General features: G+C 48.6%; 13 protein-coding genes, 1 pseudogene and 1 riboswitch. Of the genes and pseudogenes, 3 read left to right on the forward strand and 11 right to left on the reverse strand.

Annotation, left to right across the window (positions count from 1 at the left end; translation table 11 throughout):
* Nucleotides 1-151: 151 nt before the first annotated feature.
* The 3 genes from EQM14_RS03960 to EQM14_RS03970 all read right to left on the reverse strand — a co-directional run bounded on the left by EQM14_RS03960 (nt 152) and on the right by EQM14_RS03970 (nt 4,799).
* Nucleotides 152-1,228, reverse strand: a complete 1,077-nt coding sequence (locus EQM14_RS03960) for a radical SAM/SPASM domain-containing protein (protein WP_128741732.1) — start codon at nt 1,226-1,228, stop codon at nt 152-154.
* Nucleotides 1,225-1,794 carry a TetR/AcrR family transcriptional regulator gene (locus EQM14_RS03965; RefSeq protein ID WP_128741733.1) on the reverse strand — a complete coding sequence of 190 codons (570 nt, stop codon included), beginning with the start codon at nt 1,792-1,794 and terminating at the stop codon, nt 1,225-1,227. Before EQM14_RS03965 ends, EQM14_RS03960 begins: the two co-directional genes overlap by 4 nt.
* Nucleotides 1,795-2,276: 482 nt before the next feature.
* On the reverse strand, nt 2,277-4,799 hold the full coding sequence (locus EQM14_RS03970) for a cation-translocating P-type ATPase (RefSeq protein ID WP_128741734.1): 2,523 nt from the start codon (nt 4,797-4,799) through the stop codon (nt 2,277-2,279).
* A 112-nt stretch (nt 4,800-4,911) separates the two neighbouring features.
* Nucleotides 4,912-5,009, reverse strand: a riboswitch (NiCo riboswitch).
* A gap of 455 nt (nt 5,010-5,464) precedes the next feature.
* On the opposite strand from EQM14_RS03970, the gene EQM14_RS03975 reads away from it, so the two are divergent.
* A complete protein-coding gene (locus EQM14_RS03975) occupies nt 5,465-5,779 on the forward strand; it encodes an ArsR/SmtB family transcription factor (RefSeq protein ID WP_128741735.1) in 315 nt (104 codons plus the stop codon).
* Between the two features lie 88 nt (nt 5,780-5,867).
* Nucleotides 5,868-6,320: pseudogene (locus EQM14_RS03980) on the forward strand (permease); the annotation flags it as partial.
* A gap of 32 nt (nt 6,321-6,352) precedes the next feature.
* Here the strand turns inward: EQM14_RS03980 and EQM14_RS03985 are convergent.
* Genes EQM14_RS03985 through EQM14_RS03995 form a run of 3 tightly spaced genes read right to left on the reverse strand, consistent with a single transcriptional unit; the run spans nt 6,353 to nt 9,296 of the window.
* Nucleotides 6,353-7,585 (reverse strand): site-specific DNA-methyltransferase, encoded by a 1,233-nt coding sequence (locus tag EQM14_RS03985; RefSeq protein WP_128741736.1) that lies wholly within the window; start codon nt 7,583-7,585, stop codon nt 6,353-6,355.
* Nucleotides 7,560-8,741, reverse strand: a complete 1,182-nt coding sequence (metK, locus tag EQM14_RS03990) for a methionine adenosyltransferase (protein WP_128741737.1) — start codon at nt 8,739-8,741, stop codon at nt 7,560-7,562. The genes EQM14_RS03985 and metK overlap by 26 nt, the downstream gene beginning before the upstream one ends.
* Before the next feature lie 3 nt (nt 8,742-8,744).
* Entirely contained in the window at nt 8,745-9,296 is a 552-nt protein-coding gene (locus EQM14_RS03995) for a P27 family phage terminase small subunit (protein ID WP_128741738.1), read from the reverse strand.
* 209 nt (nt 9,297-9,505) lie between these two features.
* On the opposite strand from EQM14_RS03995, the gene EQM14_RS04000 reads away from it, so the two are divergent.
* Entirely contained in the window at nt 9,506-10,186 is a 681-nt protein-coding gene (locus EQM14_RS04000; protein WP_128741739.1) for a YetF domain-containing protein, read from the forward strand.
* 4 nt (nt 10,187-10,190) lie between these two features.
* Here EQM14_RS04000 and EQM14_RS04005 read toward each other — a convergent pair whose 3' ends face one another.
* From EQM14_RS04005 to EQM14_RS16510, 5 genes are all read right to left on the reverse strand, one after another.
* Nucleotides 10,191-10,544: an HNH endonuclease gene (locus EQM14_RS04005; RefSeq protein WP_128741740.1), complete on the reverse strand. Its 354-nt coding sequence runs from the start codon at nt 10,542-10,544 to the stop codon at nt 10,191-10,193.
* 106 nt (nt 10,545-10,650) lie between these two features.
* The gene (locus EQM14_RS04010; protein ID WP_128741741.1) at nt 10,651-11,085 is read right to left on the reverse strand and encodes a hypothetical protein; all 435 of its coding nucleotides are present in this window, start codon (nt 11,083-11,085) and stop codon (nt 10,651-10,653) included.
* A complete protein-coding gene (locus EQM14_RS04015; RefSeq protein ID WP_128741742.1) occupies nt 11,075-11,269 on the reverse strand; it encodes a hypothetical protein in 195 nt (64 codons plus the stop codon). Before EQM14_RS04015 ends, EQM14_RS04010 begins: the two co-directional genes overlap by 11 nt.
* Nucleotides 11,270-11,343: 74 nt before the next feature.
* Complete coding sequence (locus EQM14_RS04020; RefSeq protein ID WP_243112612.1) at nt 11,344-12,708, reverse strand: DEAD/DEAH box helicase; 1,365 nt, start codon at nt 12,706-12,708, stop codon at nt 11,344-11,346.
* The gene (locus EQM14_RS16510) at nt 12,689-12,970 is read right to left on the reverse strand and encodes a VRR-NUC domain-containing protein (RefSeq protein ID WP_205703200.1); all 282 of its coding nucleotides are present in this window, start codon (nt 12,968-12,970) and stop codon (nt 12,689-12,691) included. The genes EQM14_RS04020 and EQM14_RS16510 overlap by 20 nt, the downstream gene beginning before the upstream one ends.
* Nucleotides 12,971-13,018: the final 48 nt, after the last annotated feature.

The raw sequence follows: 13,018 nt of genomic DNA on the forward strand, positions 1-13,018 counted from the left end.
TGCAATTTTTAGAAATTATATAACATCTATGACACTGACGAGAAAAACCGCAAAGCTTAGTGCTCATGCGGCTTTTTGGGAAGTTCGGTTATAAAAGATGCAGGCAAAAGGAATGTGCCCCTTAACTGCTTTGGGATTGCGGTTTTTCATATCATAGGGGCAGCATACTTTCAACCGCTGTCCGCTTGTCAAACAGGACACAGCCGCCGGTGTGTCCTTCCGTTTGGATGCCGCTTTGTCGGATTCTCTGGAACAGTGCGGAGTCGAGCGCCTGCCTGATGCTTCCGACTTTGAGATTTGTATCGGTATACGGCGAGAACGGGCATGGCTCCGCCCCGCCGAAAGGGTTGATATGGAAGAAACCCCGCCCGGCGGCCAGACATCCTCCCATTTGTTTTTCGTCGCCGGGGAAGGAAATAAACATGATATCCGTAAAGCGCATGCGAAGCGTCTCCTGGCGTTCGGCCAGGACCCTGTGTTCTTCTTCCCCGGGTTCCAGCCCCCTGTTGCCATCGACAGGCACATATTCCACAAACACAACCACATTGCATCCTTTTTCCCGAAGTCCCGCAATAAACCCTTCGTTTGTCACGGCAGGCAGGTTCTCTTTGGTTACCGTGATGGAGACACCGTAAAAGATGCCGCGGCGTTTCATCTCATCCATCGCCCGCGCGATCAGCCGGAAGGTCCCTTCCCCGCGCCTGCTGTCTGTCTGAAGGCGATCGCCCTCGATACTGACAATCGGATACAGATTCCGATTGCGGTCAAATTGCCCGAGCGCTTTCTCGGTGAACAGCGTCCCGTTCGTGAAAACGGGAAAAATCAATCCGCGCGTCTTCGCCGCCTTGTCGAGAACCTCGGGCCTTTCCAGAGGTTCCCCGCCCGCCAGCAGAATGAAAGATACGCCAAGCGTTTCGGCCTCCGCGAAGAGCTCCCCCCACCGCGCCGCACTCAGCTCCTCGGCTGCCGCCGCATCTGCACAGACGTGGTTCGCCCGGGCGTAACACCCTGCGCAATGTAAATTGCATCGGGTCGCAATGCTTGCAATCAAAAAAGGGGGAATCGGGTCGCCCTCCCGTTCCGACTGAAGGCGTCTTTCGGCGGCTTTTCCTTGTAATATCATGGCCCGAATCAGAAAACTGCTTTCCCTTGCATTGGTAAGGGAACAACGCAGGGCCTGCCGAAAAATCCTGTCGATAGAGATGTTGAGATATTCCGTCAGATTCACGATTTCTTTACCTCCGGCAAAAAGAGTTCCAGTTCCCAGTCAATCAGCCAATTGGATGCGTTTTCGTCCGACAGGTTCATGCCTACGTAGCGCAGGAATGCATCAGAGCGGTAAAATGCCAGCTGCAAAAAGGAGATCATTTCGTAGGCGATGACGCGGCATTCCATGTCACTCCGGCGATTCCCGAAATGCTCCCGGATTTCGGGAAACACATACAGGGGCAGGCTGATCTCATCCTCCAGCAGAAGGTGGGGCACGTAGATTTTGGTGTATCGCTGGTATTTCAAAACGACCCGGCAGATTTGTTTGAGGATTTGCCGCAGCCGTTCTTTGGGTGGGTCGGATGGATTGGGAGGCATTTGAAAGATTTTTGCCGCCTCGTCAAGAATTTTTTCAACGGCCTGGGATTCCAAGTCTTTCTTGGACCTAAAGTAGTAATTAATCATGGCGGTGTTCACGCCGGCACAGGCAGCTATTTGACGTGACGTGATTGCCTCCGGCCGATCGGACTTTTTCAGAAGCTCCACGGTCGCATTCAGCAGAGCCTCTTTTTTGTTTTCTTCCACAGATTTTCATCCTTTATTAAACGCGTATTAAACATGTTTAATTATACGCTTTCTAACTTTTTTGTCAATGGAATCGCGAAAATATTCTGCTCGCTTAAGGCACCTGAGTTCGGAAGCGTCTGGACCTGGTCTGGTGCGCGGTGTTATATACGGCGTATCTTAAAATCTGGCATAAAAAAGACAAACCCACTTTTAACTATCGTTAAAAATAGGTTTGTCTAGTTTGGCAAAGGACACGAGTTTGATACAAAATGCACCCACCCCCGGACTTCCGTTTGAGGTGTGTGCATTTTTGACTTGTTTCCGTTTGTTTTGTGCGTTTTCCATTTGTCGAGTGAACACACCCCTGTACATTTAGTGTTTGCTGTATGATGTGATTAATAATTGCTCATTGCGGGATTATCGCCTTCGAAAATAGCGGGCTTACCAATATTTCACTGCATCAGCTTAGGAAACACTTTATTTTGATACCATCCACTTTTTTACCCCTTGCGCAGTTTCTTCCCCAACTTTACAACCTCGTACCAAAACACTGCGATAACTGCAATAATAACAGCCTTTAATAACAGAGAAGCAGAAAGTGGCGCCAACTTTAATAAGCCATTGAGTGGCGAATACAAAACAATGCCAAGCATAGCCAGTGTACCAAGGTTAACTGCCCACATCACTTTGTCTTTCACAAGGCGCTTTATCGACTGAAAAGCAAAATCGTGATCAGAACTATTGACTTGTACAAGAAACAAGTTGGACAGCATGATAATTGCAAGCCCCATTGCCCGGGCAACTGGTGCATTATCAACATTTCCATCGAGGATTACGTAATACGTTCCAAAAGAGGCCGCAAAAATGATAAGTCCCTGCAAAATGCTTTTGGCTAGAGTTTTTGCGGTCAACAGTTTTTCTTTTGGATTTCGAGGGCTGCGCTCCATAATGTCTGCTTCGGCAGGCTGACGCTCCAGTACAATCGAGCAGGTAGGGTCAATGAGTAGCTCGAGCAAAACAACGTGGAGAGGAAGTAAAAGCAGTGCTGAAGGGGCAATGCCAAGGATTGGTGCAAGTAAGGAGGCAAAGGCAATGGGAATGTGAATAGTGAATACATAGCCTACAGCTTTGCGAATGTTATCATAAATACGGCGACCGTCTTTTACCGTTTCTACAATAGTAGTAAAATTGTCGTCCATTAAAATAAGGTCTGCTGCTTCACGGGAAACTTCGCTGCCGCGTTTACCCATTGCAATGCCAATATCGGCATATTTGAGAGCGGGTGCATCGTTCACGCCATCACCGGTCATCGCGACAATTTCACCGTTATCTTTTAATGCTTTTACAATACGCATTTTATGTTCAGGAATGACACGAGAAAAAATGCTGACATCCTTCACTTTTTCACGCAGTTCTTCATCGGTCATTTCGTTTAGCATATCGCCAGTAATGATATGGTCGCTGTTTTGCATACCGATTTTCTTTGCGATGGATGCAGCGGTGATGCCATTATCTCCTGTAATCATAACAACACGAATACCGGCCTTGTTGCAAACGGCAATATCTGCTTTTACACTTTCACGAGGTGGATCGGCAAGCCCGATCAGTCCGCAGAGTGTTAAACGGCAGTCTGTAATCTGAGCAGGAACTTCAGCTTCACTTTGTGGTTTTGCAGTGGCAACTGCAATTACACGCAAGCCTTGCTTTGACATTTCGGTGATCTTCTGTTCTGCTACTTGCTTCTCTAAATTTGTAAGCTCACAAATGGCCAAAATACGTTCAGGAGAACCTTTTGCTGCAATAGTTATTCCGTCATCCCTGCGCCAAATATGTCCCATCATTTTCAACTCATTTGTGAAGGCATATTCGCGAATCATCTCTCCGCCAAAAAGATATTCATTTGAAAACCCAAGGATTTTACAATGCTTGAGCATTGCCTTTTCCATGGGGTCATAGGCATCGGTCTCACAGCCCATACCCATTACTTCACAAAGTGCTTTGGTGTTGCCATCAGTAGCCCACGTATCCTGCACGGTCATCTGATTCATCGTGATGGTACCTGTTTTATCTACGCATAGCACAGATACGGCGCCAAGCGTTTCCACTGAAGGCAGCTTGCGCACCAGTGACTGCTTTTTGGCAAGCCGCCAAGCTCCCATTGATAAAAATACCGTGAGGATGACAGGAAACTCTTCTGGAATCATTGCCATGGCAAGGGTTATGCCCGACAAAATGCTCTCAATCAGCCTGTCGCCAAAGCTGTGGTCAGGAATATTCAGCCATGTGAATATTCCCACAAGGGCAAACAAGACTGCAGCAATTCCTGCGCATAGTTTAACAAGACTTCCGGTTTGCTTTTGTAGGGGTGTGGGTTCCTCCGGTGCGGATGCAACATTGACTCCGATTTTTCCATACTCAGTGGTGTTGCCAATTTTATCTACCAGTACCGTTGCTGTGCCCTGTGTAACCAGCGTGCCGGCATAACAATAATCACGCCGCCAATAGTCGCTTGTTGACTCTGCACTCTCAGTGTTGATTTTCCACACACCTTCCGCTTCGCCGGTCAACGAAGATTCATCGACACACAGGTCGTTACATTTTATTACAACTCCATCTGCCGGGATCTTGACGCCCTCATAAATCATCATTAAGTCACCGGGCACAAGGTCGGCACTAGCAATAGTCCGCTCCTTTCCATTACGAATAACAGTGATATGCGGGGCAGATAAATCTTTCAGGGCATTTAAGGTTTTATCGGTTTTCCATTCTTGAATTACATCAATGCTGATTATGCCCACCACAAAAACCAGCATAATTGCACCATCTCTGGGCTCTCCCAGAATAAAATAAATGGTTGCGGCGACAATGAGCAGTAAAAACATTGGTTCACAGATAATATGCAGAAGTTTTTTGAAAAAGCTCTCTTTCTTCTGTGTGGTCAATTCGTTTTTACCATATTGCTCCTGCAATCGTTTTGCTTCGGTGGCAGTTAAGCCAGCCATGTTTTGCTTTTTGTCTGTCATAAAAGTTACCTCCGTTTTAGCCTTTCGGCAATCGTTTGATAGCTCTATGGCACTCCATTTCGGGGTCATGTGTTCCATTGGGGGTATAAAAAAGCACGCCTATGGAACATACTACTGTCCCACAGATGTGCTCAAATTGCAATCTGTTGCCGCTCATTGGGCGACCCGGCCCCACACCCTTGCGGGCATCGCCTGCTCAGTTTGTACTGTTGATCTCGCATTCATGCTGAATGTAATGCAGTGCAAAGAGATTCTGTATATTATATGCTGGAGATGCATGTTTGTCAAGCGCTTATAAAAATTTGTTATGATAACGGTTGTTGTTTTACAATCTCACTTCCGACCTTAAATTTGAAGCATAGTCTTACCGTCTCGGTAAACCGGCTGTGTCAAGGAGTGTAATCCAATGCGCATTGCGTGCTTTTGATTCCGTTTCATGGCAATTCTTCTGTGCTACGGCATAGGTTATTTTTTCTCAAGATGGATGTTTCTTTTGCAATACCCTTTCCGGATTTCTCTGCCTTTCTTATTTACGATTGTCCTACCCGAGAGAAGTAAAGCTCGCAATTCACCATCGAATGAAAATGTTTTCAAACACATTGACAAAGCTTGATTTGACGCATATAATAATGATATATCGAATATTCTTGATATGAGGTGAAGAATTGGTAGCGGCTTATGAGGAACACGCAAAGGTGTTCAAAGCATTTTGCGATGAAAAACGTCTGAGGATACTCGGGCTTCTGCGCGGCGGCGAAAAATGCGCCTGCGTTTTGTTGGAGCAGCTGGACTTGGGACAATCGGGGCTTTCCTACCACATGAAAATTCTGGTTGAGTCAGGCATTGTGGAGAGTCGGCAGGAAGGCAAATGGACGCATTACAAAATTAGTGAAAAAGGCAGTGCTAATGCCTGTGCTCTATTAAAGAAACTGACAACGCCGGACTTGGTTAGAGAAGAAGGTAATTGTTGCGAAAGATAAAAGCCATCTGAAGGATGGCTTTTAACAGGCACAATACATCAAAATTTATTGATATGATTGTCCTATTTTGAAAGTGAGGTTCATTGGTGTGCAGCTATTAAAAGCAATCTGGGATTTCTTTCAAGGCCAAATACTTGGAATGAAGTGGTTGAATAGTATCATCGGCAACGGTTTATCGGCCTTGGGACTGGACCTAAACAACCGCTGGATTGGGAGCATTCAATTTTTTATTTATGACGTTATAAAGATTGTACTTCTTTTATGCTTCCTAATTTTTATTATTAGCTATATTCAGAGCTATTTTCCTCCTGAGCGAAGCAAGAAGATATTGGGTCGTTTTCATGGGATTGGGGCGAACTCGGCGGCGGCGCTGCTCGGGACGGTGACACCGTTCTGTTCATGTTCATCAATACCGCTTTTCATAGGTTTTACATCTGCAGGTCTGCCTTTGGGAGTAACTTTTTCATTTCTTATATCCTCTCCGATGGTAGACCTTGGCTCCCTTGTCCTTTTGATGAGTATCTTTGGCGCAAAGGTAGCTAGCTTTCATCGGAAAGAGGGCTGATCGTGAGTTTACTCATCGACAGCCACCTCCGTATATTTCATCGTGACACCGTCACGGATAACAGAGACGGCATCGGCGCTGGCGACTTGCTCGATATACCGCTTTACAATGACATCGCAGTATTTTTCATCAAGCTCAATAGTGAAACAAATCCTGTCGGATTGCTCACAGGCGATGAGTGTAGAACCGCTGCCGCCGAAAGGGTCGAGCACGATGCAGTTTGTTAGACTGCTATTCATGATCGGATATGCCAGCAACGCAATCGGCTTCATGGTCGGATGGTCAGCGTTTTTCTTTGACTTTTCGAACTCCCAAATGGTGGTCTGCTTGCGGTCTGTGTACCAGTTGTGCTTACCTTTTTTCTTCCAGCCGAACAACACAGGCTCGTGCTGCCACTGGTATGGGGAGCGCCCAAGCACCAGCGACGGCTTTTTCCAGATGCAGCACCCGGAAAGCTGAAAACCTACGTCCGAGAATGCCTTTCTGAAATTCAAACCTTCGGTGTCGGCATGAAACACATAAATGGAAGCGTCCTGCGCCATCGCCGCTTCGGTGTTCGTAAACGCCGCAAGCAGGAAGTCATAGAACGCTTGGTTGCCCATGTTATCGTTTTTGATTTTACCTGCGGCACCTTCATAATTGACGTTGTATGGCGGGTCGGTCACCACCAGATTGGCGAGCTTCCCATCCATCAGAGCGGTAAAGGTGCCGGCTTTGGTGGAATTACCGCAGACCAGCCGATGTCGACCGAGCAGCCACACATCGCTCGGCTTGGTCATGGTGGGCTTTTGTAGTTCTGCGTCCACATCAAAATCATCGTCGTGGATACCATCTTTTAAGCTGTCCTTGAACAGGTCGTCAATCTCTCCGGGGTCGAAGCCCGTGAGTGAAACATCGAAGTCCGCACCCTGCAAATCCGCAATGAGTAGAGCCAGCTTGTCTTTGTCCCAGTCACCGGATATTTTATTGAGCGCAACATTGAGCGCCTTTTCCTTTTCGGCGTCCATCTCAACGACCACACACTCGACTTCGGTAATGCCCATGCCGAGTAATACTTTCAACCGCTGGTGGCCGCCGACGACATGGCTTGTGGTCTTATTCCATATAACGGGTTCAACATAACCGAACTGCTCGATGGAGCGTTTCAGCTTTTCATATTCTGGGTCACCCGGCTTGAGGTCTTTTCTGGGGTTATAGTCGGCGGGGATGAGCCGCTCAATCTGAATTTTTTCTATCAACATATTTCTCCGCCGCCTTTCTCAGTTCTTTGTAATGCTCACTGCCGTCCTCCCACGGGAATAGACAGGAATTGAAGTGTCCGTAGGCCGCCGTGTCCTTATAGATGACATTGCGCAGTCGTAGCTTTTCGATGATTGCCGCCGGGCGCAGATTGAACACAGACAGCACGATTTCACGCAGTTCATCATTGGTGAGGGCGTTCGTACCAAAAGCGTCGATGTCTACTGCCACAGGATCGGCCTTGCTGATGGCATAAGAAAGAGCGACCTCGCATCTCTCAGCCAAGTCGCTCCATACGATATTTTTTGCGATGTACCGTGCCATGTAAGCGCCGCTGCGGTCCACCTTTGTGGGGTCTTTGCCGGAAAACGCTCCGCCGCCGTGAAGAGCAAGCCCTCCGTAGGTGTCCACCATCATCTTTCTGCCCGTCAAGCCTGTGTCGGCGGCGGGACCGCCCTCGACAAATCTGCCGGAGGGATTGATAAGGATTTCGGTGTCATCGTCAAAGGGAAAGTCCTCAAAGCACTGCCAGAGCACGTTTTGCTTGATGTCGGAGTAAAGCTGCTCCTGTGTTTTATCCTTGTCGTGCTGAACGGAAACCACGATAGTCTTTATGCGCTTGGGCTTGCCGCCCTCATATTCAACCGTGACCTGCGCTTTGCCGTCCGGCAGAATACCTTTCACGATTTTATCCTTGCGGACGGTATCCACACGCTTGACGATGCGGTGCGCCAGCACCAGCGGGAGTGGAAGCATCTCACGGGTTTCATTGGTTGCATAACCGTAAACCGTGCCTTGGTCGCCGGCACCCATGGAAGCATAGCGTTCCTCACTGCCGTTTCGGGCTTCAAGAGCGGTGGTCACTCCGGCGTCGATATCCTTGCTCTGTTTATGGACGAATACAAAAATCGTAAACTTCCACGGATTGTAGCCGACCTTGCGGAGGACTTCACGCACCTCCAAGCGGATGTCAACTTTGCCGTCGCAGGTGATCTCGCCCGCAACGATGATTTTTCCTTTTGTCGCCATGACTTCGCAGGCAACACGGGAGGACTTGTCTTTGCGCAGACAGGCATCAAGGATGCTGTCGGCAATGAGATCGCACAGTTTATCCGGGTGTCCGGCACAGACGCTTTCTGCTGTTTTATAAGTAATCATAGTTTATTTTCCTTTCCGAGCGGAGAGAAGCCGCTCCATCACATCGTCCTGCGGATTGGCTCCGTTGTATTCGCCGGTGCAGTTTTCCTTTACGATCTGAAATATTTCCATCCACAGGCGGTTGGTCTGGTTCATATAGTTCTGGCCCATCGCCACATAGGGGCTTTGGATAGCGTTGCCGGTGGTAGGGTGCTTTGCTAAAAACCCGTACTCTGTCACGGCCTCCTCACATTGAATCCATCGGGCCACGCTCATGGCATAGCGTTCCAGAAGCTGCGGAGAGACAAGCGTCGAGCAGCCCCGCTCGTTCAGCCATACCCATGTGGATTTATATATTTCACTTGCGACGAGCGTCTTGCCGTCCTTCTGCACAGCTTCAAGCATCTTGTTAGGCTCGGGCATCGTCTGACCCTGCAAGTCCGCCGTATCTGAAAACTCCATCACAGTCAATTTTCTGCCGCCGGGGTTACCGGCTGATATTTTGTCGGCGAGTGGTTTCTTTTTTGCACCCGCACCGACACGAGCGCCACCTCTGTTGGTGCCGTCTTTCGCCATATTCATCACACTCCTTTTGGGCTGGGTCTATTCCCTTGTCTGATTGTGCGTTTTTCAACACGAAGCCCCACGCCGCTGTCCGTAAAAATTAGTTGTAGAGATTTGATTACCCCCTGGGATGTCTTGTGCGTTTGTGCTTTCTGTATTTATTGCATTCAATTGCACATACTATTAACAATAACTAGAGAAAACTCACGATTAGGAGAATTATGAATTTTATTGTAATATGCGCAACAAGCATCTTTTCTTATTTGTCACTCTTTATCTTGACCAAGCTGATGGGGCACAAGCAAATCTCACAGCTTGACTTTTTTGATTATATTACCGGCATTACCATTGGATCAATAGCCGCGGAGCTTGCGACAGATTTGGAAGAGCCCTGGAAACCTCTTTTGGCTATGATAATATACGCAATGGTCACGCTCTTGCTCAGTGTTATAGCAAGAAAGTTTCCACGAACCCGCAAATACCTCAATGGAACGTCTGTAATAATCATGGATAACGGGAAACTGAACCGAGAGAGCCTCAAGAAAGTGAAGTTAGACGTCAATGAATTTCTAGTAATGTGCCGGGAGCAAGGGTATTTTGATCTAAGCAGTATTCAGACGGCATTGTTTGAATACAACGGTAAATTGACTATTTTACCTATAAGCTCACGCCGTCCGACAATACCGGAGGATTTTCAATTAAATCCGAAACAAGAAACCTTATTTGCAGAAGTAATTATGGACGGGAGGATAATTCAGAAAAACCTGCAACAAATCGGTTTTGATCTTAATTGGCTTTCAAAACAATTAAATCAGCATGGGATCCGTTCTTACGAAGACGTATTTTTAGCTGTGTGTGATAGAAATCAAAATATTTCCTTTTATAAGAAAGAAGACAAATAACAACTCACCACCGGTCACCGCTCTCGGCTGTGATTCGGGAGTGACAGGATTTGCAGAGAGCCATGAGGTTACTCTTCTCATTGCCTCCACCCTTGGAGAGCGGGAGGATGTGGTGTACCTCCTCGGCAGGCGTGAGCTTACCTTGCTTTTGGCACTCCTCGCACAGTGGGTGCGCTTTAATGTAGCGGTCACGGATACGCTTCCATGCACGACCGTATCGCTTGTTGGAAGCAGGGTCGCGTTCGTACTGGTTGTATTGTTTTGTGACAACCTTTTGATGTTCGGCACAGTATTGCTCGCATTCAGCAAGCCGACCGCAGCCGGGGTAGGCACAGGGACGTTTGGGTTTGTATGGCATGGGGCACCTCCTTTGGGCATAAGAAAAGCCCCCAAGGATTGCTCCCTGAAGGCTCATCTCTATTCTTCTTCGCCATTATAATACTATCATAAGAAACAGGTGTCTTTCAGTGTCTTTTCGTGTCCACTTCAGAAGAAGCAGGGACTTTGCATTCCTCCAGCGCCCGAATGTGGAGCTTGTGAGTGTAGCGTAGGTCGTAACCCATGTCCACAGCAATCTTCTCCCAAGAGAGGAAGCAAAGGTAGCGTTTCTCCAAAAGGGTCTGATGCTCCGGGTTGGCCACAGCTTTTACAACACCCATGATTTCTTTTTTGAGGTCAACAAGCGTGTCAATATCGCGGTTGATTTCGTTTTGCAGGTCGACAATCTTACAAATGGCATCAGCCATACGAGAGGTAGAAGCACTGGGGTTCCTGGGCATACCTGTCAGGACGGATGTGCAGTTCGTTGCCAGCTCGTTCAGAGAATCAACCTGCTGGAGCTTAGATTTGATACGCATATCCAGATAACGCGCTTGAGAAAGGTAGGTTTTAGTATTCATAGCGCACCTTTTCCTTTCTCAGCTTGGCGATAAGCATTTCCGGATCGATATTCGTCAGGACGCCAAACCAGCCGGAACGGAAGAAGCGCTCGATGCTGGCAAGCTCTTTTTCATCGTCATGCAGCCGATAGTCTTTGACCGCCTGCAGTACGATGGCATTTGCCAATTCTTCATAAGGATTCATAATCTGTACCTCCGATATTTTTAGTTCCCTCGGATCGGATTGGCACGGATTGTCGTATGTTGTCAAAGATTGTCTTAGATTTTCAAGTCCGCTTTTACTGCATCAATTAATGCGGACTGTGTTTTGTCCTTCTTGGATAGCACTTTCAGAATCCGCTCGTCGATGGTGCCTTTGGTAACGATGTGCTGCACAACAACCGTAGAAGCCGTTTGTCCTTGCCGCCACAAGCGGGCGTTAGTCTGCTGATATAATTCCAATGACCAGGTCAGCCCGAACCAGACGATGCAGGACCCTCCGTTTTGAAGGTTCAGGCCATGACCGGCAGAGGCAGGGTGAATCAGCGCCACGGGAAGCTCTCCAGTGTTCCACCTACGGATACTGTCGGTGCTGTCCAGCTTGGAAAACGGGACATGGAGCTTTTGTAGGCGCTCCGTGATGCGGGCAAGGTCATGCTTGAACCAGTAGGCTACAAGAATCGGCTTGCCACCGGCGGCCTCGATGATATCCTCCAGTGCATCCAGCTTCCGGTCATGAAGATTGATGATGCCGCCGTCGTCTGTGTAGATAGCGCCGTTTGCCATCTGGCAGAGCTTTCCGGAGAGCGCGGCTGCGTTGGCGGCGGTGATCTCGCCATCGGGAAGCTGCAGCACGAGATCTTGCTTCAAACCGTCGTAACGCTGTCGCTCCTCGTCGGAGAGCCGGACGGTGAATTCGCTGCTGATCAGCTCCGGCATTTTCAGAAGGTCGGAAGACTTCATGGAGATGGTGATGTCGCTTATCTTGTCATAGATCCGCTGTTCTGCTCCGGGTAGCGGCTTGTAACTGAAGATGACTTGCCCGTTGCGCTTGTCCGGCTGGAAATAGTCAAGCCGGTAGTGGCTGATAAACCGTCCGAGCCGAGCGCCCATATCCAGCAGCCGGAACTCTGCCCATAAATCCATGAGGCCATTTGCGGAAGGGGTCCCAGTAAGGCCGATGATGCGTTTGACTTTGGGCCGTACTTTCATCAGCGCCCGGAAGCGCTTTGCCTGGTAATTCTTGAAGGAGGACAGCTCGTCAACCACAACGGTGTCGAAGTCAAACGGTAGCTTGCTGTCCTCAATCAACCACTGGACATTTTCACGGTTAATGATGTAGATATCGGCGGGCTTCATCAGCGCCGCACGGCGCTCCGTTTCGGTGCCGACCGCCACGGAGCAGATGAGGTTCTGAAGGTGATCCCACTTATCCGCTTCAGCCGTCCATGTGTCCCGTGCCACTCGAAGCGGCGCAATCACCAGAATGCGGTGTGCCGCGAAGCTGTCAAACAGCAGGTCGTTCAGTGCCGTCAGTGTAATGCTCGTTTTGCCAAGCCCCATATCCAAGAGGATAGCGGAGATGGGGTGCTCCTCGATGTAGCGGGTAGCGTAGGTTTGGTAGTTATGTGGCTCGTATTTCATTAAGAATCCCTCCAATCTGCTGCTCATCGTCCAGCACATATACTTGAAAACCCAACCGACGAAGCATTCCATGCCTTGCAAGCTGCAAAGGTCTCGGTTTACATCCCGTTGCCTTGACTTCAACGAAAGCGATGCGACCGCCCGGTAAAAGAACGATGCGGTCGGGCATTCCGTCAAAGCCAGGGCTTGTGAACTTCGGCGCGATGCCTCCCATGTTTTTTGTAGCTCTCACGAGCTTTTGCTCGATCTGTTTTTCTCTCATGTGCTTACCCCCATTGGACAAGAGGACTGATTTTTGCTCTCAATGTCA

Source organism: Caproiciproducens sp. NJN-50, from assembly GCF_004103755.1.
In the GTDB taxonomy this organism is placed as follows: domain Bacteria; phylum Bacillota; class Clostridia; order Oscillospirales; family Acutalibacteraceae; genus Caproicibacter.